The 26,071-nt window shown below is 62.3% G+C and carries 18 protein-coding genes and 1 pseudogene; 7 read left to right on the top strand and 12 right to left on the bottom strand.

The genetic code is table 11. The features are described from left to right. Positions 1 to 58: 58 nt before the first annotated feature. Positions 59 to 1,039, bottom strand: a complete 981-nt coding sequence (locus PseAD21_RS11510) for a diaminopimelate epimerase (protein WP_102355774.1) — start codon at positions 1,037 to 1,039, stop codon at positions 59 to 61. 375 nt (positions 1,040 to 1,414) lie between these two features. Between PseAD21_RS11510 and PseAD21_RS11505 the strand changes: the two genes are divergently transcribed. Beyond that, a complete protein-coding gene (locus tag PseAD21_RS11505) occupies positions 1,415 to 2,566 on the top strand; it encodes an MFS transporter (protein ID WP_102355773.1) in 1,152 nt (383 codons plus the stop codon). Between the two features lie 84 nt (positions 2,567 to 2,650). Here PseAD21_RS11505 and PseAD21_RS11500 read toward each other — a convergent pair. Then, a pseudogene (locus PseAD21_RS11500) lies at positions 2,651 to 2,976 on the bottom strand (TonB-dependent siderophore receptor); the annotation flags it as partial. A 40-nt stretch (positions 2,977 to 3,016) separates the two neighbouring features. Further along, the gene (locus tag PseAD21_RS11495) at positions 3,017 to 3,394 is read right to left on the bottom strand and encodes a cytochrome c (protein ID WP_102355772.1); all 378 of its coding nucleotides are present in this window, start codon (positions 3,392 to 3,394) and stop codon (positions 3,017 to 3,019) included. 234 nt (positions 3,395 to 3,628) lie between these two features. Here PseAD21_RS11495 and nhaA point away from each other — a divergent pair, with 234 nt between their 5' ends. Further along, a complete protein-coding gene (gene nhaA / locus PseAD21_RS11490; protein WP_102355771.1) occupies positions 3,629 to 4,837 on the top strand; it encodes a Na+/H+ antiporter NhaA in 1,209 nt (402 codons plus the stop codon). Positions 4,838 to 4,976: 139 nt separating this feature from the next. Here nhaA and PseAD21_RS11485 read toward each other — a convergent pair whose 3' ends face one another. The 3 genes from PseAD21_RS11485 to PseAD21_RS11475 all read right to left on the bottom strand — a co-directional run bounded on the left by PseAD21_RS11485 (position 4,977) and on the right by PseAD21_RS11475 (position 12,529). Beyond that, the gene (locus tag PseAD21_RS11485; protein ID WP_102355770.1) at positions 4,977 to 9,446 is read right to left on the bottom strand and encodes a hemagglutinin repeat-containing protein; all 4,470 of its coding nucleotides are present in this window, start codon (positions 9,444 to 9,446) and stop codon (positions 4,977 to 4,979) included. Between the two features lie 113 nt (positions 9,447 to 9,559). Further along, entirely contained in the window at positions 9,560 to 11,287 is a 1,728-nt protein-coding gene (locus PseAD21_RS11480; protein WP_102355769.1) for a ShlB/FhaC/HecB family hemolysin secretion/activation protein, read from the bottom strand. Positions 11,288 to 11,395: 108 nt separating this feature from the next. Beyond that, the gene (locus tag PseAD21_RS11475) at positions 11,396 to 12,529 is read right to left on the bottom strand and encodes an MFS transporter (RefSeq protein WP_102355768.1); all 1,134 of its coding nucleotides are present in this window, start codon (positions 12,527 to 12,529) and stop codon (positions 11,396 to 11,398) included. Between the two features lie 98 nt (positions 12,530 to 12,627). Here PseAD21_RS11475 and PseAD21_RS11470 point away from each other — a divergent pair, with 98 nt between their 5' ends. The 3 genes from PseAD21_RS11470 to PseAD21_RS11460 all read left to right on the top strand — a co-directional run bounded on the left by PseAD21_RS11470 (position 12,628) and on the right by PseAD21_RS11460 (position 16,199). After that, entirely contained in the window at positions 12,628 to 13,392 is a 765-nt protein-coding gene (locus PseAD21_RS11470) for a helix-turn-helix transcriptional regulator (RefSeq protein ID WP_102355767.1), read from the top strand. Between the two features lie 96 nt (positions 13,393 to 13,488). After that, positions 13,489 to 14,610 (top strand): HlyD family secretion protein, encoded by a 1,122-nt coding sequence (locus PseAD21_RS11465; protein ID WP_102355766.1) that lies wholly within the window; start codon positions 13,489 to 13,491, stop codon positions 14,608 to 14,610. Beyond that, positions 14,607 to 16,199, top strand: a complete 1,593-nt coding sequence (locus PseAD21_RS11460) for a DHA2 family efflux MFS transporter permease subunit (protein ID WP_102355765.1) — start codon at positions 14,607 to 14,609, stop codon at positions 16,197 to 16,199. Before PseAD21_RS11465 ends, PseAD21_RS11460 begins: the two co-directional genes overlap by 4 nt. A gap of 138 nt (positions 16,200 to 16,337) precedes the next feature. On the opposite strand, the gene PseAD21_RS11455 is transcribed toward PseAD21_RS11460, so the two are convergent. The 5 genes from PseAD21_RS11455 to PseAD21_RS11435 form a co-directional block, all read right to left on the bottom strand. Continuing rightward, positions 16,338 to 16,778, bottom strand: coding sequence for a carboxymuconolactone decarboxylase family protein (locus tag PseAD21_RS11455; RefSeq protein WP_102355764.1), 441 nt, complete (start codon positions 16,776 to 16,778; stop codon positions 16,338 to 16,340). 96 nt (positions 16,779 to 16,874) lie between these two features. Next, positions 16,875 to 18,317: a mechanosensitive ion channel domain-containing protein gene (locus PseAD21_RS11450; protein WP_102355763.1), complete on the bottom strand. Its 1,443-nt coding sequence runs from the start codon at positions 18,315 to 18,317 to the stop codon at positions 16,875 to 16,877. Between the two features lie 160 nt (positions 18,318 to 18,477). Continuing rightward, positions 18,478 to 19,104 (bottom strand): isochorismate family cysteine hydrolase YcaC, encoded by a 627-nt coding sequence (gene ycaC, locus PseAD21_RS11445; protein ID WP_102355762.1) that lies wholly within the window; start codon positions 19,102 to 19,104, stop codon positions 18,478 to 18,480. 56 nt (positions 19,105 to 19,160) lie between these two features. Further along, positions 19,161 to 19,844 (bottom strand): isochorismatase family protein, encoded by a 684-nt coding sequence (locus PseAD21_RS11440; protein WP_102355761.1) that lies wholly within the window; start codon positions 19,842 to 19,844, stop codon positions 19,161 to 19,163. 85 nt (positions 19,845 to 19,929) lie between these two features. Continuing rightward, on the bottom strand, positions 19,930 to 20,796 hold the full coding sequence (locus tag PseAD21_RS11435) for a pirin family protein (protein WP_102355760.1): 867 nt from the start codon (positions 20,794 to 20,796) through the stop codon (positions 19,930 to 19,932). Positions 20,797 to 20,901: 105 nt separating this feature from the next. Between PseAD21_RS11435 and PseAD21_RS11430 the strand changes: the two genes are divergently transcribed. Together PseAD21_RS11430 and dkgB are read left to right on the top strand one after the other, a co-directional pair. Continuing rightward, positions 20,902 to 21,810 (top strand): LysR substrate-binding domain-containing protein, encoded by a 909-nt coding sequence (locus PseAD21_RS11430; protein WP_102355759.1) that lies wholly within the window; start codon positions 20,902 to 20,904, stop codon positions 21,808 to 21,810. A gap of 228 nt (positions 21,811 to 22,038) precedes the next feature. Next, entirely contained in the window at positions 22,039 to 22,842 is an 804-nt protein-coding gene (gene dkgB / locus PseAD21_RS11425; RefSeq protein WP_102355758.1) for a 2,5-didehydrogluconate reductase DkgB, read from the top strand. A 4-nt stretch (positions 22,843 to 22,846) separates the two neighbouring features. On the opposite strand, the gene PseAD21_RS11420 is transcribed toward dkgB, so the two are convergent. After that, positions 22,847 to 26,065, bottom strand: a complete 3,219-nt coding sequence (locus PseAD21_RS11420) for a transporter substrate-binding domain-containing protein (RefSeq protein ID WP_102355757.1) — start codon at positions 26,063 to 26,065, stop codon at positions 22,847 to 22,849. Between the last annotated feature and the right edge of the window lie 6 nt (positions 26,066 to 26,071).

The raw sequence follows: 26,071 nt of genomic DNA, 5'->3' as shown, positions 1-26,071 counted from the left end.
TCACGCACGGGCTGCATTCCCTTTGGGAGCGAGCCTGCTCGCGAAGGCGATTGCCGCTTCAACCCATCGATCGAGCCGTACCAAACAGCCTCACCCGCATCAATTCACCCTGCTCTTGTTCAAGCAAAACAGGCGCGGTCCCGCCCGGCATGACCACGTGCACTTCACCGCTCACCACCCAGCCCACCGCCCATGCGGCACAGGCCACGGCACTGGCACTGGTGCCGGAAGACGCCGTCGGCCCTTCCCCGCGCTCGAACACCCGGGCGACGATGCGTTGCGCTGATTCATGCGCAGCCCATTGCAGATTGACGCCCGCCGGGCACGGTTGGCCGGCGCCGGTGGGCATGGCGTAGGCGATACAGGTCAGGCCTTCGGCCCATGGCGATTCGCCCATTTGCCGGTTGCTCGGCAAGGCGGCAACGTCGGTCAGCAACGTCACGCAATGCGGGTTGCCGATGCGCACGAACTGGCTGTGCTGCCACGCGGGGTCGAGCTGGGCCAATGGCGCTACGTGGCTCACTTCCCGACCGTTGAATGCGCGGTTTTCAACCTTCTGCGCTCCCACTGCAGCAGGCCCGAAGCCCGGTTGACCGAGGTCCAGCCAGAAGCCGCTCACGCCTTCGACTTCTGCCGGTTTCACCGAGGTTTCCACGGCGTCACCCTTGTCGTGATAAACCCGCAGCAACGCGCCCTCCGCTGGCATCAGCCCCTGTTCAAGCAACGATTGGGAAAAGATCGTCAGGCCGTTGCCGCTGCGTTCGGCCAGGGTGCCGTCGGTGTTGACGATGAGCACATCGAACGGCGGCGTCGATTGGAACGGACCGATCAGCAGGCCGTCGCTGCGGTGGGATTTGCTGCCGGCCGGACGCTGCCCCTCAGGCCAGTCACAACACAGCGCAATGGCTGTCTGACTCCACGCCGGTCTCGACACAGCACACTGCGCGGCATCGATCGGCAAATCGACCCCCTCCTCGCGAAGTGCCTGGGGCGAAATCACCCCGTAAATATTGCCCCGTGCATCATAGAACTGCGTCATCACCGGCCCTTACTGTTCAATCCCCAGAAGCTGCCACTGTAAAACGCAATCCCCGGTGGGAGCGGGCTTGCTCGCGAAGGCGGTCTACCTGGCGCCATATTCTTCGCCTGAACCAGCGCTTTCGCGAGCAAGCCCGCTCCCACATTGGATGACCGGCGCCCATAAATGCCCGATTCTGCACAGGTCCCGGTGGGAGCGGGCTTGCTCGCGAAGGCGGCGCATCAGTCGATATGTTTTTGACTGACACTGCGCTATCGCGAGCAGGCGAACGCCTACAGGTTAGGATGTCGGCTGCACTTTCCCCAGGCTTGCGATCGAACCTCGACGCGCGAGCACTGTCATTCGGGGACGCGACGTTTTTTGCCAAGGATCGATATGACCAGCCTCAACCCCCAAGACACCTTCGTCCCCGGACGCCTGCAACAGATGTCGACGCGCATCGCCTTTTTCATCGCCGGGCTCGGCATTGCCGCGTGGGCGCCGCTGGTGCCGTACGCCAAGGCCCGAGCCGGACTCGATGAAGGTACGTTGGGCCTGCTGTTGCTGTGCCTGGGGGTCGGTTCGATTCTGGCGATGCCGCTGGCGGGGATTCTCGCCACACGGTTCGGCTGCCGCAAAGTGGCCACCGGCGGCACCCTGCTGATTTGCGCGGCGTTGCCGTTGCTGGCGACGGTGTCGTCGATTCCGGCGCTGATCGCCACGCTGTTCATGTTCGGCGCCGGTTTGGGCACGGTGGATTCAACCGTCAACCTGCAAGCGGTGATCGTCGAACGCGCGAGTGGCAAGAACATGATGTCGGGCTTTCACGGCCTGTTCAGCCTCGGCGGGATTGTCGGCGCAGCGGGCGTCAGCGCCCTGCTCGGCCTCGGGCTGACGCCGCTGGCGGCAATGCTGGTGGTGGTGGCCGTATTGATCGCCGCGCTGTTCAAAGCGGTGCCGCACATGCTGCCGTACGGCAGTGAAAGCTCGGGACCGGCGTTCGCCATTCCCCACGGCATCGTGCTGTTCATCGGCGGCATGTGCTTCATCGTGTTCCTCACCGAGGGCGCGGCGCTGGACTGGAGCGCGGTGTTCCTCGCGCAGGAACGCGGGATCGACACGGCGTACGCGGGATTGGGTTACGCAGCATTTGCCCTGACCATGACGGCCGGACGCTTGATGGGTGACCGGATCGTGCGCAGTGTCGGTGCCACGCGGATCATTCTGTTCGGCGGTCTGTTGGCGGCGGCCGGCCTGTTTCTGGCGACCTTCGCCCCGAGCTGGGAAGCGGCGCTGCTGGGCTATGCGCTGGTTGGCGCCGGTTGCTCGAACATCGTGCCGGTGCTGTACACCGCCGTGGGCAAGCAGACGGTGATGCCGGAAAGCATCGCGGTACCAGCCATTACCACATTGGGTTATGCCGGGATTCTGGCGGGGCCGGCGGTGATCGGTTTTGTCGCCCATGCCAGCAGTTTGAGTTTTGCTTTCGGATTGATGGCAGTGCTGCTCGTGGCAGTGGCCATCGGCGGCAAAACACTCAAAGTCTAAAAACATCGCGAGCGGCTCACTCCTGCAAGGATCACACTAAATCTGTAGGGGTGAGCCTGCTCGCGATGGGGACGACACGGCTTATCAGAAACCTACGCTGGCCTGCACAAAGAACGTCCTCGGCGCCCCCACATACATCCCCGAGTTGTTGTCGCTGGAACGGGTGAAGTACTGCTTGTCAAAGATGTTTTTCACCCCGGCGCCGAGCTCCAGATTCGACACTTGCGGGCCGAAGTCATAACCGCCACGCACATTCCAGGTCACATAACCCGGGATATCGCCGTACTGACCGTCCGCCGTGCCTTCGGTGATGTAGTTGCCGTTGAAGCTGCCATCGGCGTTGACCCCGGTGCCCGGCGAGCGCTGTTTCGATTGGGAAAACCGTCGAGGTTGTACGTCCAGCGGTTGATGTTCATTCCTTGGACGCCGAGCACGCCGCTGATCCCGGGATCAGCGTGATTTTGCAATCACCTCACTCATGTATTGATGCAGATCGCGAAAATCCTGAACGCTCCAGGCGTGCGGCGCGATCTTTACGCCGTTCTCCTGCAAGGTTTTGGGAATCAGGTTGCCGTTGGGGCGAAGGATGATCGAGGACACGATAACGCCCGGATAATCATTCAGGCGCTTCTTGAACGCGGAGGTTGTCAGGTCAGGTGTCGGCGGTTTGCTTTTGTTGGCCAATGGCCCTGTCGCCTTGATATCTGCGCCGTGGCACACGGCACAGCGCTGTGTATAGAGATTCTTGCCATTGGCATTTTCCGCGAAGGACAGGGATGTTTGAATGACGGATACAAAGCCGAGTAAAACGATGAAGGGTATTTTCATTTTTATAGAGGGTCAGAGGCTGAAACGAACGGCGTACAGCTAAGCACACTTCTGGAAGCCCGTTTCTTCATATCGAGAAATTGTTGGCCGACGACACACAGCGCCGAAACTGCACCCGCGTTCCCCCAAGCCCCCGCCTATTGTGTAAAATGCCGCCCGGGTGCCACCGCAACAACGCGGCAGGGCAGGTTTAATTCAGCGCAGGTCGGGCCGCCGCGCGGAGTTGCCGTGCCTATGAGCCACGATCCGTCACGCCTGCATGCTACCCAAGCCCGTCAGGGCTCGCCGTCTGCGATGGCCTTTCTCTCCCGTTTTTTCGCTGCCGAATCTGCCGGTGGCCTGATCCTGATGGCGGCTGCGCTCGCCGCACTGCTGATCGCCAATTCGCCTTGGGCGGCCACGTATTTCTCGACCCTGCACATCAAGATCGCCGGCTTGTCGATCGAGCATTGGGTGAATGATGGCCTGATGGCGATCTTCTTCATGCTGGTGGGCCTGGAAATCAAACGCGAAATGCTCACCGGTCAGTTGTCGACCTGGGGCCAGCGCGCGCTGCCGGGCTTCGCCGCGCTGGGCGGGATGCTGGTGCCGGCGCTGATCTATGTCGCCATCAACTGGGGCAATCCAGAGACCCTGAGCGGTTGGGCGATTCCCGCCGCCACCGACATTGCTTTCGCCCTGGGCGTGCTGTCGCTGCTGGGCAAACGGGTGCCCGTTTCGCTGAAAATCTTCCTGTCGGCGCTGGCCATCCTCGATGATCTGGGTGCGGTGGTTATCATCGCGATTTTCTACACCAGCGGCCTGTCGGTGAGCATGCTACTGGCCTCGTTGGCGGTGATTGCATTGCTGGTGATCCTCAACCGCTGCGGGGTCAGAAAGCTTTGGCCGTACCTGATCGCCGGTGCCTTCCTGTGGTTCTTCATGCTGCAATCGGGGATCCACGCGACCCTCGCCGGGGTGATTCTGGCGCTGTGCATTCCGTTGGGTAATCCGGAGGACGAGCACAACTCGCCGCTGCTGTATCTCGAAGAAAAAATGCATCCGTGGGTGGCCTTCGCCGTGGTGCCGATTTTCGGCTTTGCCAACGCTGGCGTGTCGTTGACCGGCATTTCCCCGAGCAACCTGCTGGAGCCGGTACCGCTGGGCGTCGCGCTGGGCCTGTTGTTCGGCAAGCAGATCGGCATCCTCGGCCTCGGCGCACTGGCGATTCGCAGTGGTCTGGCGCAACTGCCGCAAGGCTCGAGCTGGCTGCAACTGTACGGCGTCGCCCTGCTCTGCGGGATCGGCTTCACCATGAGCCTGTTCATCGGCGCGCTGGCGTTCCCGGGCGCACCGCATCTGGTCGACTCGGTGAAGGTTGGGGTGTTGCTGGGCTCGATCCTGTCCGCGCTGCTGGCGGTGATCGTGCTGATGAATGCGGGTAAGGCGAAGGCTTCGAACTAATAGTCGGATCTGGTCGAGACAGAAAACTAATGTGGGAGCGGGCTTGCTCGCGAAGGCGTCAATTCAGTCAGCTGATTTATCGACTGAATCATCGCCTTCGCGAGCAAGCCCGCTCCCACAGTTTTTACAGCGGTGTGGTTTAGCCTTTTTCGTCGATCCCGGCTTGCAGGGTCTGGCTGTCCAGATTGCCGCTCAGGGTCACCGGACCGACTTTCAGATTACCGTTATCGAACGACACCTTCGGTGTGTTCTCCTCGGTTTTCTGCGGCAGGGCCAGCCCGGCTTTCACGCCGTACTCACGGTTGACCAGGTCGCTGCTACCGACCTTCGAACCGCCCAGATCGACCTTGCCGTCACTCGCCGATATCCGCGCGCCGGTCAGTTGGGTGCCACCACCAACGTTCAACTTCACACCTTGATTGCCACTGATGCCGGACGCCTGCGCCACGCTGTCCTTGTGCGTGTATTCGCCTTGCGCCTTCAGCGTCGGCTTGTAGTCGGTGCCAGCGAGTTTTTCCTTGTCGCTCGGTGGATTTTTCTTCGCGGTCAGACCCAGATCGACATCGACCTTGGCTAGCGTCTTCGAGTCCTGACGGCTATCGACGGTCAGATCACCGGCAACCTTGCCGCTGACCGTATTCGCGTCGATCCGCGCCCCCGACAGCTGTGCATCACCGGCACTGTTCAGCACCACAGTGTCAGCCTTGATCTGGCTGTTCTGCTGGCTGGTGCCTTGCAGGTAATCGACGCCAACCTTGGCCCCGGCGTTGAAGCCGTGATCGCTGCTGGCCTTTTCATCGGCAGCGGTCGGAGTCTTGCTGCTCAGGTTGCCGCCGGCATTCAGCGCGACGCTCCAGTTGTTGCGACTCTCGGTGGACTGCGCCGATTCCTGGACGAAACCGCCCTTCTGCGCATCGATGTTGACGTTCGGCGCACCGACTTGCGTGCCTTGCAGGTGCACCGCGTCAGCGCTCAACGCGACATTGCTCTGGCTGTTGAGCTGGCCGCCGGTCAATGTCTGCGAGTTTTCGTTGACCCGACCGATGTTGAAGTTACCGCTCAGATTGCCGCCCTGATCGCGACTCTTCTCGCTGCTGGATTTGCTGCCGCCGCCCTTCAAACCGCCGCCGAGATTGCTCCCGGTCGCCGTGTGTGTATCGGTGGCCGCTTGCAGATCGAGCTTGCCGTCAGCGTGCAGATCGATGGCGCCGGCGCTGTCGATCTTCGTGCCTTGCTGGACCTGATTGCCGCCGCTGCTCAGTTGCACGGCACCGTTGCCGCTGATGCTCGCAACGTGGGCCTGAGTGTCAGTGGTTTGCTTGCCGGTGTGGTCAAGCTGGAACCCGGCGCCGAGGTCGACGTTGGTGCCGTCGGTACCCGGCAAGGTGCCGACCGTCAGCGAGCCGTTGCCGCGCAGGCTGGAGTCGCTGCTGCTCTGGCGGTCATTGGCCTGATTCAGCGCCAGATCACCGCCCGTCTTGATGTTCACACCGCCGTGCCCGCCATCGAAACGGCTGCCGGCGAACTGCGCGTCACCCCCGACATTGATGTTCACGCCCTGGTTGCCGGCATAGCCGCCAACCACCGCCGTGCTGCTGTCCTTGCTGCTGTAGCTGTTGCCACCGGCGCCGCTGCCGGCGACATTCACGTCTTCGCCGGTCTTGGTGTAGACCCGCACGTCGACCTTGGCGTCCACTGAGTTATCGGTACTGCTGTGAGTGTTGCTCGCTGCATCGGCAACCAGTTTGTCAGTGCTGATGTTGACCTTGCCGTTGCTGGCGCTGTACTGCGTGCCCTGGTCGTGCAGGATGCCGGCGGTTTTTACATCGACGCTGCCACCGTCGAAACGGCTGACCACGGCGGTGCTGTTCTGCTCGGTCTTGTCGGCGCTGCCGTGACCGATCGCCACGTCGATGCCGACGTTCGGCTGGCCGAGATTGCTCAGGGCTTCCTTGTCCGGCACCTTGCCGTTGAGCACATCCTTGACCGCACCGGCAATCGGGCGGGCGATGTCCTTGTACTCGACGTTGGCGCCGATGTCCGCCGACCAGTTGCTCTGGTTGTGCGTGCTGCTTTCAGTGTTGCTGGCGGCGCGGTTATCGATCTCGTTGGCCGCGACGTTCAGACCGTTGCCGGCCTTGACCTGCGCGCCTTCAGTCAGCAGTTTGTCGGCGTTGATGTTCAGGGCGCCGCTGCTCTGCACAGCTGTGGTTTGCGCGGTGGTCTTGCTGCTGGTGTCTTGTGTGGTGCCGTGGGCGAAATCGACGCCACTGCCGGCGCGGTCGAGGCCGCCGGTGTAGTAGAAACCACCGCCGGTGCTGGAGGTATCGGTCGAGGTTTTGTGGCTGTCCTGTTCGGCCAGCAACGACACGTTCTTGCCGCTCAGCGTGGTGTCGCCCGCAGTGGATTTGACCTCACCGCCCTTGATGGTCAGATCGCCGCCGGCGTTCACCTGCACGCTGCCACCGCTGAGGCTTGAGCCTTGCTGGTTGACGTCGTTGCGGGTGACGGTCTGCTGTTTGTCTTCGTAATGCACCCCGGCGCGGTATTGCTCCGGCGTTTGCTCTTTGGCGTAGGCATCGAAGCCACGGGTCTCGGTGGTCGAGCTGCTGTCGTGGCTGTTCTGCGTGGCATGCACGTTCACATCACCTGCCGCGTCCGCCGTCAGCACGCCGCCGGTCTTGACCGTGGAACCGGCCACTTCGATGTCCTTGGCGCTTTTGAGCTTGAGGTTGCTGTCGGAAACCAACTCGCTGCGCACCGTGGTGCTGTCCTTGGAGTTCTGCCGCGTCTCGTCCTTGGTGATGCCGAAAAACTTGCTGTCCTTGTCGTGGTTGTTGCTGTGCGCGGTGTCCTGCACGCCGTCGATCACCAGCGAACCCTGGTCGCTGATCACGCTGGCCTCGGTGCCGCCACGGACCTGGCTGCCGCTGATGCGCACGTCGTCAGCCTTGACGATCAGTTTGCCCGCCGCGTTGATTTTACTGCCCTGATGCTGGGTCTGGCCCTTGTCGGCGTCACCGGTCTTGCCGAAGAAACCACCGCCGACCAGGTCGCCGGAGTAGCTGTTGTTGTTGCTGCGGTTGGTGCGAGTGGCCGTGGTGACGTCCACTTGCTTGCCCGCCAGTTTCACATCGCCAGCGCTGTTCAGTTCAGCGCCTTCGGAACGCAACAAGGCAGCGGTTTGCAGGGCGATATTGCCACCCTTCAACTGGCTGCCGATGCTGCGCTGTTCTTCGCTGCTGCTGTTCCAGTCGGCCTTCCACAGGTGCTTGCGGTGGTTGCCCTGATCGGTCTGCGTGCGGCTTTCGGTGGCTGCGGTCAGGCGCAGATCGCCGCCGCTCTGCACATCGAGATTCTTCGCCGCTTCGACCTTGGCGGCTTTGAGTTCAGTGTCTTTGCCGGAGGACAATTTCGCGTCGCGGCTGGCGACGATCTGGCTGCCGTGCTGGCGCGAATCACTGTCGGTCTGGGTGCGGTCGTAGGTTTCCCAAGTGATGCCGATGGTGCTGTTGTTCCAGTTTTCGCGTTTTTCCTGGAGCCTGCGGCTTTCGACGGTGCTCAGGGTCAGGTTGCGCTTGGCATCGACGCTGACGTCGCGACCACTGACATCGGCAGCGGCCAGCGTCAGATCCTTGCCGCTGTGCAAGCCGACATCGCCCTGACTGCTGCGGATACCGGCACGGGTCACTTCAAGGCTGTTGGGAATGGCTTCACCGCTGACGCTGAGATCGCCGGCAGAACGAATCTGCACGCCGTCACGTCCGGCCACTTGCACCGCACCCACCCGCACGCCCGCGCCTTCGGCGGTGCTGACGATATTGATGCGCCCGGCCTGCATCGCACCGAACAGGCTGGCGTCGATGCGTTGGTCAGAGGTAGTGCCCGCCGGGTCCACGGTTTTCACCTGACCGCTGGCGTAATCCAGCTGATTGCGCCCGACCGTGAGGTTCAGTTGATCGCGCGCATTGATCGCGCCCTGGCTGTCGATACGCGGGGCGATCAGGTTGATCGAACCCTCACCGTTGCGCAGGCCACCGCCCTGGATCTGCAACTGGCCGCTGGCATCACGAGTATTCAGAGCCTGCAGTTTGCCGTCGTGCAGCTCCGGACGACCGACCACCAGATTGGCGTTCGGCGTGTTGATGAAACTGCCGCCGTTCACCGAAATGCCGTTGGGGTTGGCCAGCACGTAATCGGCGGCGCGGCCGAAGATTTCCTGGGCACCATTGATCGCCGAAGGGTTGCGGCTGATCACCTCGTTGAGGATCACGCTCGCCGCCTGCCCCTGCAGTTGCGGGTTGGCCGCCAGTTGCCCGGCGAGCTGCGATTGGCCGGCCTGCAAGGCGTTGTTCAGCACCAGGCCCTGACGGTCGACGTTGTAGTCAAGGAACTGGTTATGCGACAGGCCCGAGCCGTTGGGCGCGACGATGTTGACGATGGGCACGCCGCCCTGGGTCTGCAATTGCGCGGTGCCGCCGGGGCCGGGAGCGACCACCACACCGCCGGCAATGGCGCTGGGCAGGTGCACGGCGAAGAACAGGCTGGCGATCGCCCAGCGCAATTTGCCCCGAGGAGAAAGATGGAATGCAAAGGTGTGTGCTGGCATAAAAACGTCTCCATGTAAGTACGGCATCACGGCGCGCGATTGAGTATTGGCCGTGGCTGTCGCGCTCAGATCCGACGGCTGTTTGTTCACTGTTTGATGAGTCTCGGTGGTGCTCATATCTGCAACCCCACGCGCATCAGCCAGGTCTCTGGCTCGTGCTGCAAACCGTTGGGGGTGTTGAGGGCGCGTTGGTAATCGACGTCCACTTGCAGATTCTTCCAGCCCAGGTTCAAGCCGACGCTGGCGCCGCTCAGGCGTTGGCCCGGCGCGCCGTGGTCGGCCTTGAGCCAGCCGTTGTCCAGGCCAACACGCGGGGTGATCTGCACCGGCCAGTCGGTGCGCAGCGGCAGGCGCAAGGTGTTGCGCCAGATCGCGCCGCTGGCCCCGGATGCACTGTTGACCCGATAGCCGCGCACTGCTGAATCGTCGGTGCCGAGTAGTTGTTCGATGGCCGGCAACGGGTCAGGGCTGTATTGCAGATTGAGCTGGCTCTGCCACTGCCAGGCCTGCGCGCCGAACTGGCCGTTGCGCCACTGGCTGAGGCCGGCGCGGTACTTGCGAAATTGCGCTTTGGGCAAGTTGTTGACTTGATGATTGGCGTCGTCATCGGCGCCGAGCCAGCGCAAGCCTTGCGAGTAGGTGAAGTCGAGGTTCCACACCGCCCGGTCGAGCCAGAACAGGTTGAGTCCGGCTTCGGCCACGGTCAGGGTCGGGCTTTGAATGCCCAGACGGGCATCTTCCAGATAACTGTCGACGTCCTTGTGTGCCAGTTGCAGGTTGGCACTGAGCTGGCGGCTCTGGTCGCGCCACAACACGCGGTCGGCGCGCAGGCTCAATTGATCGGTGATGCCGGTGCTGTGAAACGTCACGCTGGGCAGTTTGAACGGCGCGCGGTATTCGGCGTGGCTGGCAAACACACTGTAGGTCCAGTAGCCGTAGGGAATCGCGTAATACAGGCTGGCGTTGCGGTTGTAGCGATCCCCCTGATTCAAGGTGTCGCTGGCGCTGAGGCTCAACAGATCGTTGAGTTGCAACGGGCTGTCGACGCTCAGACTGACGCTGTTGCGATCACGCCCAGTGCTCGCGCTGCCGAGGTTGTCGATTCCCAGCCCCAACGCCCAGCGCGACTGCCCGGCCGTGCGCGAGCGCAGGATAATCCGCGACGCGCCGGGCTGGCTGCCCGGGGCGATGTCGGCGGTCAGGTCGATCGAGCGCAAGCGGTTCAACTGATCCAGTCCCTGCTCCAGATCGCGCAGGTTCAACGGCTGGCCGAGCATATGCGGGAACGCGCCGCCCAGCGACACCGGCAGGCTCTGGTCGGCCAGTTCGATGGACTCGATGTAGCCCTCGTCGATCATGATATCCAGCGACTGCCCCGCCGCCGGTGCGCTCAACAGGTACGGGCGGCTGGCGATGTAACCCTTTTCAACGTAGCTCGCAGTGATGGTCGCCAGCAAATGGTTGATCTGGCCGACGCCCATGCACGGCGCCAGCAACGGTTTGATCCGTGCGTTGAGTTTGTCGCTGTCGATCAGGGTGACGCCGCCAATGCGCGTGCCGCTCAGTGGCCAGCAGCGTTCATCGGGAGCAACCGTCTGCGGGATCGCCGGTGTGGCGGGCGCCGGGCCGAACGCGCCGCGCTCCAATTGACGCTTGCGTTGCTCCAACTGCAGTTGTTGCAGATCGCGCTGTTGCTGTTGCTGCTGGCGCAGCACTTCCTGGCCCGGCGCGACAGGGTCAGCCGCTTGAATGGAGGAGGCACACACACTCAACACAACGGCCGACAACAGCGGGCAACGCGTGGAACGACGACGAAAAACAGCGCGAAGCGAATACGGCACGCAACATCCTTGCAATCATAAAATGGCGTAATGCCACCTCATCAATGCGAGTGATAGTCAGAGCCTTCCTACACAAATGCAAGACGCTTCCTACAACGCTTACATTTCTTAAACAATTGATTTATCAGCCTTGAAGGTCAGCAGCAAAGCCACGCCGCTGCAGGCTATGAGGGTTTCCCCGAGGGCTTGCACCCAGCCGGCGAGCATCAGTCCGGCACCGATCAACAGGTAATAAAGCAGCCCCAGAAGTGCCCCGGCGGTGCCCAGGCGATCGGCGTAATTGACCAGCGCCGAACCGAGAACATTCGGGATGGCCATGCCGAAGGCCAATACCACCAGCAACATCGGCAATACGAATGCGCCGCTGTCCTGCAGCCGCCACACGCCCAGACCACCGAGCAAACTGCAGATGGCGGCGAGGCGAATCAGTTGCAGTGCGTTGCAGCCGCGCCGCAACAACCGTTGGTTGAGCCATGCTCCAAACCCTGAGCCCAGAGCGAGGATCACCCCGCTGTAGCCGAACGCTGCACTACTCAGGCCGAGTCGCTCGAACAGGAACGGTGCGAGACTGTAGTAACTGAATAGCGCCACATTGAACGCGGCGATCCACAGCGCCGAGCGCCAGATACCGGCATCTCCCAGCATGCGCACGAGGGTGTCCAGCAGCCCCATGCTGGTCCGTGCGCACGGGCGGGTTTCCGGCAAGGCGCACCAGCTCCATAGCCACAACGCCAACGCGATCAACAGCAAGGCCGCGAGCACCCCACGATACCCAAAACCATGCACCAGCCCTGCGCCACTGAACAGGCCAATCGCCGGACTGGCCGCCAGTGCCATGCCCACGAGCGAAAACACCTGCGCCAGTTCCGCACCCTGGAAGCGGTCGCGCAACAGAGTCTGGGTGACCACCGAACCGACCGCAGCACCAAATGCCGCGAGGGCCTGGACCAGCAACAAGCCGTTGAAACTGCGCACACTCAAACCGATGACGCAGGCCACGATGCAGATCGCCAGACCGGCCAACATCGCCGGGCGCCGACCGATCCGGTCACACACTCGCCCCCACGTCACCACTCCGAAGGCGAACGCCAGAAAATACACCGACAAGGTCTGCGCCGCCGCTTGCGGCCCGACGCCGAACGCTCGGCCGATATCGCCGAGCGCCGGGCTGTAGAGGGTCTGGGCAATCTGCGGAAACATCAGCAGGGCAATCGCCAGCAGCAATAGAGATCTGTTGTTCATCGACGTTTCTCTTCAAGTGAAAGCGCCGAAGAGTTTAAAAACTATCGACTGGCGTATTATCCAAACCCTGCCAAATTATCGTTGAAACCGGACAATCCATGGCTTGGCTCGACGCCCACGCAACCTTCGACCCTGATCACTTCAGCGCACCGGTCATCGGCATCGCCTCCACCCTTGGCGATCACGACTCAGGCCTGCATTGCCATCAGCGCGGGCAATTGCTCTACACCCGGCAAGGCTGCACGCGCATCACGCTGGCGCAGCAGTTGTGCCTGTTGCCGCCGTCGCGGGCAGCATGGATTCCCGGGGGTGTCAGCCATCGTGCGGTGATGCAACAGAGCGTCGATTACCGCTCGATCTGGCTGCTGCCTGAACTGTGCCGCGAGCTGCCGCAACAGGTGTGCGTGATTGAGGTCAGCCCATTGTTGCGGGCAGTACTGGAGCCGATGGCCCAGGCCGATTTCGCCAGTAATTGGCAGCACGGCAAACTGTTTCATCTGCTCGGTCTGTGCCTGAGTGAGATTCGGGAAGCCGCACAACAGCCGATGCTGCTTCCCCTGCCCCGGGACAAACGCCTGGCGCCGCTGCTGTCGACCCCCGAACAACTGCCTCCGGAACTGCAACTGCTGGAACAACAGATCGGCGCCAGCAGCCGCACCATCGGGCGGATCTTCCAGCGTGAAACCGGCATGAGCTATCAGCAATGGCGCCAGCAGTGGCGCTTGATGCGCGCCATGGAGTTACTCGCCACCGGACGCAGCCTCAGTTACTGCGGATACGAACTGGGGTTTGCCAGCGACAGCGCATTCATTGCGTTCTTCAAGGCCATGAGCGGCACCACCCCCGGCCACTGGCTGAAATAAGCAACTGACGACCGGAATGAAAATTCAATTGCCACAAAATATTACTAGCGTCATATTACGTCCGTAATAACGATCCATTTGCGCAGGTATTACGCCATGACCAGTATGCCCACCCTCAAGCCCGATCTGTCTGCAGTGGTGACCAACACCAAACCGCCACTGCGCAAACGTCTGCTGCTGACCGGCGCCGGCCTGATCACGCTGGTGGTGGTCGGCGTGTACGCCGCGCACTGGTGGGGCACCGGGCGTTTTCTGCAAGAGACCGACGATGCCTACATCGGTGGCGACGTCACGGTGATCGGCCCGAAGGTCGCCGGGTACATCGAAGAAGTGCTGGTCAGCGACAACCAATCGGTGAAGGCTGGCGACGTGCTGATCCGCCTCGACGCGCGGGACTACCGCGCCAACCTCGCCAAAGCCGAAGGCGCCGTGGCTGCCGAAGAAGCGTTGCTGGCCAACCTCGACGCCACCGAACAGTTGCAGCAAGCGGTTATCGGCCAGGCCCGCGCCGGCATCGATGCGGCAGGTGCCGAAACCGCTCGCTCGCGGGACGACAACACCCGCTACAAACGGCTGGTGAGCACCAATGCCGTGTCGGTGGAAAGTGCCCAGCGCGCCGACGCCACGTTCAAGACAGCGCAAGCCCTGAGCGCCAGAGCCCAGGCCGAACTGCTCGCGGCTCAACGCCAACTGGCGGTAATCGATACCCAGAAACAACAGGCCCGCGCCGCCCTGCAACAAGCCCGGGCCGAGCGTGATCTGACGCAGTTGAACCTCGGCTACACCGAGCTGCGCGCGCCGGTCGACGGAGTGATCGGCAACCGCCGCGCGCGGGTCGGCGCCTATGCCCAGGCCGGTTCGCAACAGTTGTCGGTGGTGCCAGCCAGTGGGCTGTGGGTCGATGCCAATTTCAAGGAAGATCAACTGGCACGGATGAAACCCGGACAGCGGGTGAGCATCCGCGCCGACGTCCTCTCCGGCCAGGAATTCCACGGCCGCCTCGACAGCCTCGCCCCCGCCACCGGTTCGCAGTTCAGCGTGCTGCCGCCGGAGAACGCCACCGGCAACTTCACCAAAATCGTCCAGCGGGTGCCGGTGCGAATCCTCCTCGACCCGGCCGATGGCGTGCTCGGCCATCTGCGGCCGGGGCTGTCAGTCACTGCTGAAGTCGATACCCGCGCACAAGCTGAAACCAGCGCCGTGGCGGTCGCACCGTGAGCACCGCCCTTGCTGCCCCGGCGCAACCGTTCAACGCAGCGGACATGGCCACCGCGACCAAGGTGTTCGCCTTCGCCACGATGTGCATCGGCATGTTCATTGCCCTGCTCGACATCCAGATTGTTTCGGCGTCGCTGCGTGACATCGGTGGCGGACTTTCGGCCGGCACCGACGAAACCGCGTGGGTGCAGACCAGTTACCTGATCGCCGAAATCATCGTGATTCCGTTGTCGGGCTGGCTGTCGCGGGTGTTCTCCACGCGCTGGCTGTTCTGCGCCTCGGCGGTCGGTTTCACTTTGGCCAGCCTGCTCTGCGGGGTGGCCTGGAACATCCAGAGCATGATCGCCTTTCGTGCGTTGCAAGGTTTTCTTGGCGGCTCGATGATCCCGCTGGTGTTCACCACGGCGTTCTTTTTCTTCACCGGCAAACAACGGGTGATCGCCGCGGCAACCATCGGCGCGGTGGCGTCACTGGCGCCGACATTGGGTCCGGTTATCGGCGGCTGGATCACCGATATTTCCTCGTGGCACTGGCTGTTCTACATCAACCTGGTGCCGGGCATTTTCGTCGCCGTGGCGGTGCCGATGCTGGTGAAGATCGACCAGCCGGAACTGTCGCTGCTCAAGGGCGCGGACTACCTGAGCATGGTGTTTCTCGCGCTGTTTCTCGGCTGCCTGGAATACACCCTCGAAGAAGGCCCGCGCTGGAACTGGTTCAGCGATCAGACGATTCTGACCACGGCATGGATCAGCGGCCTTGCGGGTCTGGCCTTTATCGGTCGCACCTTGCATGTGGCCAATCCGATCGTCGACCTGCGCGCCCTCAAGGACCGTAACTTCGCCCTCGGCTGCTTCTTTTCCTTTGTCACCGGGATTGGTCTGTTCGCGACGATTTACCTGACGCCGCTGTTTCTCGGGCGGGTGCGCGGTTACAGCGCGCTGGACATTGGACTGGCGGTTTTTTCCACCGGGGTGTTCCAGATCATGGCAATTCCGCTGTACGCCTTTCTCGCCAATCGCATGGATCTGCGCTGGATCATGATGATCGGGCTAGGCTTGTTTGCCGTGTCGATGTGGGAGTTCAGTCCGATCACCCACGACTGGGGTGCCGCTCAGTTGATGCTACCGCAAGCGCTGCGCGGGATCGCCCAGCAACTGGCGGTGCCGCCGGCGGTGACACTGACGCTGGGAGGACTGGCACCGGCACGCTTGAAGCACGCTTCGGGGCTGTTCAACCTGATGCGCAACCTCGGCGGCGCCATTGGTATTGCGGCGTGCGCGACCATTCTCAACGACCGCACCAACCTGCACTTCACCCGCTTGGCCGAGCATCTGAACAGTAGCAACGAGGCGATGAATCAATGGTTGTCGCAGGTCTCCGGCAACCTCGCGACGCTGGGCCAGAGCGGTGACGTCGGGATCACCGCCGGCCTGCATCAACTGTGGCTGCTGACGTACCGTGAGGCGCAGACCCAGACCTACGGCGACACCTTCCTGATGATCATGCTGTGCTTCATCATCGCCACGGTGATGGTGCCCTTGATGCGCAAGGTACAACCACCGGCCGCGCCGAGTGCGGATGCGCATTGATCACCCTTCTGAGGGGTATGCACTTTCCACTGTGGGAGCGGGCTTGCTCGCGAAAGCGGTGTGTCAGATAACCACTAATGTGACTGACACGACGCCTTCGCGAGCAAGCCCGCTCCCACAGTTATCGACCGTGAACTGTCAGAGCTGTGGGGTTTTGCGGAAGCCCACTGCCAGGCGGTTCCAGCTGTTGATGGTGTTGATCGCCACGCTGAGATCGACCATTTCCTTGGGCGTGAATTGCGCGGCGACGATGTCGTAGTCTTCGTCCGGGGCGTGGGTCAGGCTCAGTTGGGTCAGCGATTCGGTCCACAGCAGCGCAGCGCGTTCACGCTCGGTGAAGAACGGCGCTTCACGCCATGCCGTCACCGCGAACAACCGGCGTGGGGTTTCGCCGCCCTTGATCGCATCGGCAGTGTGCATGTCGATGCAGAACGCACAGCCGTTGATCTGCGAAGCGCGCAGCTTGACCAGTTCGACCAGGGTCTTTTCCAGCGGCAATTTCGAGACCGCAGTTTCCAACGCGATCATCGCTTTCAGGGCGTCTGGGGAAGCGGTGTAGAAATCGGTACGAGCTTTCATGGTGAGTTTCCGGGGCCAGTGAATGTGTGCCTAAGGTAGACCCGACCCTGCCCCGGGCAAATAGCCAATCTCCCGGAAGACGAGTAGACCACCCTGTCACACCCGATTGCGCAACCACTGCAGGAACCCGGTTTTCGCCGCCACGGCCGGCACGTCCTGGGTCAGTGTCTGGGCCTTGTGCAGCCGGTAATCGAGCAAGGCTTTCATCGCCTCGTTGATGTCGTGGCGGGCATCCAGGCAGGGTTTGAGGTAGCTCTTCTCGATGCGGTACAGCGCACAGAAGGTTTTCGCCGCGAAGGTGGCCGGCACCGACGAGTCGGACAGAATCCCGGCCTCGCCGATCACCTCCCCCGGCCCCATGCGCCCGGATTCGAACGGGCTGCCATGGCGGATCAAGGTCACGCTGACCACGCCGGATTCGATGATAAACAGATGATCGCTGACCTCCCCGGCTTCAAGGATCGTCTCGCCGGCACGGAAGGTCTGCAGGGTCATGTTCTGGCTGAAGGTGTCCTTCTCCTCCTGGCGCAGGGTGGAGAAAATCGGCGAACTGTCGAGCAGCGCCCGTGGCCGCGACAGGCTGCTCGGCGCGTTCGGCTCCACACTCGACAACAGATTGACCCCGGACGCCTGCAAGTGCCGATAGGCCAGATCGAACAGTTGATTGCGCACTGGACGTTTCTGGTCCATCGACGACACGAAACCGCTGATTTCGTATTCGGCCCCGGTGCTGCCGGAGCTTTTCAGCGCGACGCTCGGAGAAGGATTGTCCAGCAGCGGACGGCAGCCCTGCATCGCCCGTTCCAGCGCGTCGATCACCGTGGTCGGGCGCGCATGCGGGCTGACCTGCACACTGACGGCCAGGCCGAACATGTTGCTCGGCCGGCTGAAGTTGATGATCTTGGCCTTGGCCGCCAGTGAGTTGGGAATCACCGCCATGCTGCCCTGGCTGGTTTGCAGCCGCGTGGCGCGCCAGTCGATGTCGATGACCCGACCTTCGGTGCCGTCGATGGATATCCAGTCATCGATCTGATACGGCTTGGTGGTGTTGAGCACGATCCCGGAAAACACATCGCTCAGGGTGCTCTGCAACGCCAGACCGACGATGATCGCCAAGGCCCCGGACGTCGCCAGCACGCCTTTGACCGGCAAATCCAGCACGTAGGCCAGCGCCGCGATGATCGCGATCAGGAAAATCACCGCACCGAGCAAGTCCTGCAACAGCCGCCCGGTGTGCCCGACTCGCTGCATCATCACCGCACCGATCAGCACGGTCAGGGTGCGCGCACCAAACAGCCACCAGCCGATCTGCAACCCGGTCGCCGCCAGGTGCAGCGGCACGTTGTCGGCCCACGGCGCCGGCTCCATCGGGTTGAGGCCTTCGTTGAACAATACCGCGCTGAACAGGCCGAAAATCAGCACCCGCACCAGCAGCTTCCACTCGCTGCCTCGGAAGCTGATCAGGCGCCACAGGCCCAGATCGAGGAGGATCAGGATCAACGCGCAAAACAACGGATGTTCAGTCAAAAAAGACAACATCAAAGCACTCCGGCACGGGCCAATCGCGAGAAGATCGCACAGATTGGGCAAGTGTAGGAGTAATTGATTTCAGCGGATGAACGCCCGCACAAAAACACCCAAAAAACCCTGTGGGAGCGAGCAAGCTCGCTCCCACAGGGGGGGATGGAGGTGTTGCTGATTACTTGCCGTTAGTCAGGGTGGTGTAGCTGGTGAACAGGTTGCGGTAGTCCGGGATGTGGTTGGAGAACAGCGTGCCGAGGCCTTCGATGTCGTTGCGCCAGTCACGGTGCAGCTCGCAGGCCAGGCCAAACCAGGTCATCAACTGCGCGCCGGCGCTGGACATGCGGTTCCAGGCCGATTCTCGGGTCAGCTCATTGAAGGTGCCCGACGCATCGGTGACCACGAACACATCAAAGCCCTCTTCCAGCGCCGACAGCGCCGGGAATGCCACGCAGACTTCGGTCACCACGCCGGCGATGATCAGTTGCTTCTTGCCGGTGGCCTTGATCGCCTTGACGAAATCTTCGTTGTCCCAGGCATTGATCTGACCCGGGCGGGCGATGTACGGCGCCTCCGGGAACAGCGCTTTCAGCTCGGGCACCAGCGGGCCATTGGGGCCGGTTTCAAAACTGGTGGTCAGGATGGTCGGCAGCTTGAAGTACTTGGCCAGATCGGCCAGCGCCAGCACGTTGTTCTTGAACTTGTCCGGGTCAATGTCACGCACCAGCGACAGCAGGCCGGCCTGGTGATCGACCAGCAAAACAGCGGCGTTGTTTTTGTCCAGACGTTTGTATTGAGTGGTCATTGCAATAATCCTCGCGGGTTGTCAAAGCCGACCGGCGGTCGGCGTGGATGAAACGATCAGCGCTGCGAATCCAGCACTTCGTGTTCGTTCGCGACTTGCTGAGCCTTGAGGTAACTCTCGATCAGCAACTGATAATGCGGCATGGCCTGGGCGTAGACGGCCGCCCACTGCTCGGCATCGGGACGGTTCCACGAGCCTTGCAGCTCGGAAAGCGTAGCCATGATGTCGATCGGCACCACCCCGGCCTGGGCCAGACGGGCAACGGTCAGATCAGTGGCCATTTTCGAGTGGTTGCCCGAGGCATCGACCACGGCAAACACCTTGTAGCCTTCGTGCACGGCGGCGATAGACGGGAACGCCAGGCACACGCTGGTCAGGGTGCCGGCGATCACCAGGGTTTTCTTGCCGGTGGCTTTGACTGCCGCGTGAAACTCGGCGTTATCCCAGGCGTTGATTTCACCTTTGCGGGCCACGTATTGCGCATGCGGCGCGGCCTCATGAATTTCCGGGATCAACGGCCCGTTCGGCCCCTGCGGCACGGACGCGGTGGTGATCACCGGCATCTTCAGCAAGGTCGCCGCCTTGGCCAGTGCCACGGCATTGGCGCGCAGTTGCGGCACATCCATGTCCTTGACGATCTGGAACAGACCGCTCTGGTGGTCAATCAACAACATCGCGGTGTCGTCGGGATCGATGGTCGGTTTCAGGCCATTGAAGTTCGCTGCATAGACAGTGCTCATGGGCGTTTCCTCTTTCTTTGGGCAACAGCCATCCCTGGCCTTCGAACCGGCCTACGCGTCCTGTGTAGAGCGGAGTGGTTTTGCGTTAAGCGTGCATCTGGCCGAAGCGGCCGGACTGGAAGTCGGCGAATGCCTGGTGAATTTCCTGCTCGGTGTTCATCACGAACGGGCCGTGGCCGACGATCGGTTCGTCGATCGGCTCGCCGCTGAGCAGCAACACCATCGCGTCCTGGCTGGCTTCGAGTGTCAACTGATGGCCGTCACGCTCGAACAGCGCCAACTGCCCTTCGCGCACCGATTCCAGACCGTTGACCTGCACCGAACCTTTGAGCACCACCAGCGCGGTGTTACGGCCTTCGTGCAGATCGAGCGTCAGCAATTTGCCTGCGTTCAGGCGCAAGTCCCACACGTCGATCGGGGTGAAAGTGCGTGATGGACCGGTGTGGCCATCGAACTCACCGGCGATCAGGCGCAGGCTGCCGGCGTTGTCCTTGAGTGCGATGCTCGGGATGTCGCTGTCGAGAATCGTCTGGTAGCCCGGCGCAGCCATTTTGTCCTTGGCTGGGAGGTTGACCCACAGCTGCACCATTTCCAGTTTGCCGCCGGTTTTGGCGAAGTTGTCCGAATGGAATTCCTCGTGGAGGATCCCGGAAGCCGCGGTCATCCATTGCACATCGCCAGGGCCGATGACCCCGCCACTGCCGGTCGAGTCGCGGTGCTGCACTTCGCCCTCATACACGATAGTCACGGTTTCGAAACCACGGTGCGGATGCTGACCAACGCCACGCCGCTCGGTGGTCGGAGTGAAGTGCGCCGGGCCGGCGTGATCGAGCAGCAGGAACGGGCTGATGTGTTTGCCCAGGTTGTCGTAGGAAAACAGTGTGCGAACCGGGAAACCATCGCCGACCCAATGGCCGCGCGGGCTGGTGTAGATACCGATGATGTTTTTCATGGTTGTCTCCAATTGGGGTGAGTGATGCGATGGATTAAGCTTAAATCCATGATCATTAATGCACTAGACTGCAAAAATCAGCCTTAGCGTTCTATCTGGAGAACGATGGTGGAAGACCTCAACACCCTCTACTACTTCACTCAAGTGGTGGAACACCACGGATTCGCCGCCGCCGGGCGGGCGCTGGACATGCCCAAGTCGAAACTCAGCCGGCGCATTTCCGAGCTCGAAGAACGCCTCGGCGTGCGCCTGTTGCACCGCACCAGCCGCCATTGTTCGCTGACCGAAATCGGCCAGGCGTACTACCAGCGCTGTCTGGCGATGCGCGTCGAAGCCGAAAGCGCGGCCGAACTGATCGAACGCAACCGCTCCGAGCCGCAAGGACTGGTGCGTCTCAGTTGCCCGACGGCGCTGCTCAACTCCTGGGTCGGGCCGATGCTCACCCGCTACATGCTCAAATATCCGTTGGTCGAGTTGTTCATCGAGAGCACCAACCGCCGGGTCGATCTATTGCACGAAGGCTTCGACATTGCGCTGCGGGTACGTTTTCCGCCACTGGAAAACACCGACATGGTGATGAAGGTGCTGGGCAACAGCACCCAGTCGGTGGTCGGCAGCCCGATGTTTGTCGAACGCCTGTCCTCACCGCCCTCGCCGGCCGATCTCAACGGCCTGCCGAGCCTGCATTGGGGTGCGGCGCAGCGCGAATACCAATGGGAGCTGCTCGGGCCGAATGACAATACGGCGGTGATTCGGCATACGCCGCGCCTGGTCACCGATGACCTGATTGCCTTGCGCCAGGCGGTCATCGCCGGGGTCGGCGTGGCGCACCTGCCGAGCGTGGTGGTGCGTGAGGACATTGCCGCCGGACGCGTGGTGGAACTGGTACCGGGCTGGGCGCCGAAATGCGGGGTGGTACACGCGATTTTCCCGTCGCGCCGGGGACTGCTGCCGTCGGTGCGCACGTTGATTGATTTTCTTGGGGAAGAGTTTGCGCAGAGCGATATAGCCTGAATCGGTGGTGCGCCCTTCGCGAGCAGGCTCGCTCCCACAGGGGATTTGTGAACACCGCAGATCTCCTGTGGGAGCGAGCCTGCTCGCGAAGGGGCCAGACCAGACAACACAAACTCCATATTGGATTCATGACTTCTGCTCAACAGTGCTTTGCCCCACCAGCGGTTTTTCTCAAGGAAGCAGACGCGGATACTCCTGCCCATTCCCACTGCAACCCTGGAGTCATCAATGTCTGTTCCCGCTTTTGGTCTGGGTACGTTTCGCCTGCAAGGTCAGGTGGTCATCGATTCGGTGAGCACCGCGCTTGAACTCGGTTACCGGGCCATCGACACCGCGCAGATCTACGAGAACGAAGCCGAGGTCGGCCAGGCCATCGCCGCCAGCGGCATCGCCCGCGACGAGCTGTTTATCACCAGCAAGATCTGGGTCGCCAACTTCGCCAAGGAGCGCCTGATCGACAGCCTCAAGGAAAGCCTGCACAAGCTGCAAACCGATTACCTGGACCTGACGCTGATCCACTGGCCCTCGCCGGAAGACCAGGTGCCGGTCGCCGAGTTCATGGGCGCGCTGCTGGAAGCCAAGCGTCTGGGCCTGACCCGGCAGATCGGTATTTCCAACTTCACCATCGAGCTGATGCAACAAGCGATCGCCGCAGTCGGCGCCGACAACATCGCCACCCATCAGATCGAACTGCACCCGTACCTGCAAAACCGCAAAGTGGTCGAGTTCGCCCAGAGCCAGGGCATCCAGATCACCTCGTACATGACCCTCGCCTACGGCGAAGTGCTCAAGGACCCGCTGATCCAGCAGATCGCCGCACGCCTGCAGGCCACCCCGGCACAAGTCACCCTGGCCTGGGCGATGCAGTCGGGATACGCAGTGATTCCGTCGTCGACCCAACGCGCCAACCTGCAAAGCAACCTCGGCGCGACAACGCTGACCCTGAGTGAAGCCGACATGGCGCTGATCGCCACGCTGGAACGCGGCCAGCGCCTGACCAGCCCGAAAGGCATCGCCCCGCAGTGGGATTGATCGTTCAGGCCTGAAGACGTTGCGCGAGGCCGAGCATGGCCACGCGCAGCGCATCGGCCGAGCGCTCGACCGCTTGGCTTTCGGTGTCTCGACACGCCTGCTCGAGATCCGCACAAGCTGCCGCCACTCGTGCGGCACCGACCATCTGCGCGCCGCCCTTGATGTGATGCGCCAGCGTGCGCAATTCGCTCAGGTTCTGGGGGTGGCGCACAGCGTCCAGCCGTTGCAGGTCATCCTGCAGACTGCGCAACACTTGCTCCCGCAATCGTTGAATCACCGCGTGATCGTCACCGGCCATCTGTTCCAGCGCGCTCAGATCGAGCTCAGTCAGCGACAGCACCGGGTTTGGCTCGTACTCACTGTCGTGGTGACTGGCGCCCTGCAACGCCAGCGCCAGATCAGCCAGGCGGATCGGTTTGAACAGGCAATCATCCATGCCGGCCTCCAGACAGCGGACCTTCTCTTCGATCTGCGCATTGGCGGTAAAACCGAGGATCAAGCACCGCACCCTGCCACTCGCGGCCTCGTCGTCACGGATCGCCCGAGCCAACTCGTAGCCGTTGCGCCGTGGCATGTTGCAGTCAGTGATCAGCACATCGAACGCTTGTGCCCGCCAGCACTCCAGGCCCTGCTCACCGTCCTCGATGTCGACCGTGCGATGGCCCAGTTCACTCAGTTGCCAGCACAGCAGCAGACGGTTGACCGGGTGATCATCCACCACCAGCACGCTGAGTGAGCACGTGGGCTTATCCGCGACCTCAGGGCTTGCCAGCTCAGGCTCACGCGCGGCCAGCCGTGGCAATTGCAGGCTGACTTCAACCCGGGTTCCCTGCCCGGGCGTACTGTCCAAGTGCAGGGTACCGCCCATCATTTCGCAGAGGCTGCGGCTGATCACCAACCCCAGTCCAGAGCCGCTGCGCGCTGACTGGCCAGGGTTGCCGGCCTGGACAAACGGGCTGAACAGGCGCTGCTGGTCTTCGGCGCTGATGCCGACGCCGCTGTCGGCAATCTCGACTGTCACGGCCATCAGCCCCAGCGGTGTCGCGCTCACCGACAATTGCAGGCTCACCTGGCCGTGCCCGGTGAACTTGATCGCATTGCTCAACAGGTTCGACAGCACTTGCTTGAAGCGTGTCGGGTCGATCATCACGTCGACGTCACTCTGCGCATCCAGCTCGATGTACCACGCCAGGCGCTTCTGTCGCGCCAGCCCTTCAAACACCCGGCACACCGAGCTCACCAGTTCGCGCAGGTTGGCCCGCTCCGGCGCGAGGGAAAGATGCCCCGACTCAATGCGCGCGATGTCGAGAATGTCGCCGATCAGTGCGAGCAACTGCTGGCCGGCGCCGGACGCGACCTGAATCGCCAGGCGGTCGGTCACGCCCTCCTCGGCACGTTTGAGTGCAAGTTCGAGCATGCCGATCAAGGCGTTCATCGGGGTGCGGATTTCGTGGCTCATGGTCGCCAGAAAGGTGGTCTTGGCCCGATTGGCGTCGTCAGCCACATCCTTGGCCTGCTGCAACTGACGCAACCATTGCTGACGCTGACGCAACTGCCAGCGCTGAAAGCCGATCCAGGCCAGTGCCAGCACCAGCAACCCCGCCGCAGCGGCAAACCCCAGGAAAATCTCGCGGCGATGGCGCAGCCAATAGCTCTCCTCCACCACCACATCATGGCTCCAGCGCTCGACCAACTCGTCCATCTGCTGGGGCGCGATGCTCAGCAGCGCCTTGTTCAGGATCGTGTGCAGCGCCGAGCCTTGCGGGGCGGTAGCCAGGGCGATGCGGGCTGGTTGATCGCCAATGGTGTTGGTGATGCGCAGGCGCTCACGGTAATGGCGAGCAATCAGAAAGCGCGCCACCAGCAATGAACTGACGGTCGCATCGGCCTGACCTTTGACAATCAGTTCCATGCCCTCGGCGGGGCTGCTGACCTCGACCAGACGCACCCGGGGCAGGCGCCGCAGAATGTAGTCGCGCAACGGATGACCGCGATAGATCGCCAGCCGCTTGCCCTGCAGATCGTCGAGGCTGCGCGGGCTGCGGGGCGCTGTCGATCCGACCAGCACAAACGGGTTGTTCAGGTATGCACGGGTGAACTGCAGCTCGGCTTCACGCTCACTGCTGGGCGTCACCACCGGCAATACATCGAGTTCGCCGGCCTTGAGCTGTTCGATCTGGCGGTCCAGCGACCGCCCACGGACCACCTCGAATTGCAGCCCGGTGCGCTGACTGATGAGGTTGAGCAGCTGCGCCGACAGCCCGCTGAAACGCCCGTCGGCATCAAAAAACGTCAGCGGTGCGAAGTCTTCGATCACTCCCACTCGTACCACCGGGTGCTGCTCCAGCCACTCCTGCTCGCTGGCGCTGAGGCGTACCCGAGACTGTGCGGCCACTTGCGCGCGCCCCGCACTCCAGCGTTGCTCGATCAACTGACGACGTTCCATGGGAATCGCCGCCAGCGCCTTGTCGATGAGGCGCTTGAGGCGGAGTTCGCTGCGCAGCAGGGCGAAACCGAAGGCGTTAGCGTCCAGTCCCGATGGCCCGGCCAGTTGCAGGTCATTGCGGTAGTTGGTGTTGATCAGGTAATTGCTGCTGATCAGGTCACCCAGGCACCCGTCATCGACCCCGAACGCCACCGCACCGAGTGCATCCATCGCCGAGGGGTAGCGCTGCACGTTCGCCCGGGGATAGAACGCCTGCACGCTGGCCAATGGCAGATAGTCCTCGACCATGGCGATGCGCTTGCCCGCCAGATCCGCTGGCAAGGTTTCGTCGAGTCGGGTCACCAGCATCGGCTGGTCTTCGGCGTAGGGGCGCGACAGGATGAAGTCCGGGTCGACGAGTTCGAAGCTGTTGGAGGTCCCCAGCAAGTCCAGTTCGCCGCGCTTGAGCGCTGCCATCACCGCGTCACGGTTGGCGAAGCGTTGCACGTCGATGCGCACACCGAGCAGTTGCGCCAGCAGTTCGGCGTAATCGGCAGTCAGTCCTTCCAGCTCCTGCCGATTGCGGGTGATTTCGAACGGCGGGTAATCCGCTCCGGAGATGCCCATGCGTATTTCCGGGTGCTGGTGTAGCCATTGTCGGTCCTGCTCGTCGAACGCGAGCTGGATATTCCCCAGCCCCGCCTGAGTCAACAGCTCAAGGCGCTGCGGCGGTTCACTGGCCCAGCAGAGGGTCGAGATGCCCAACCACAGCACATACAGCCAGCAAACCGGTCTCATCGGGAC

The sequence above is a fragment of the Pseudomonas sp. AD21 genome (assembly GCF_002878485.1).
Lineage (GTDB): Bacteria > Pseudomonadota > Gammaproteobacteria > Pseudomonadales > Pseudomonadaceae > Aquipseudomonas.
Note: the sequence above shows the minus strand (reverse complement) of the source record. Positions and strands in the feature narration are given on the sequence as shown.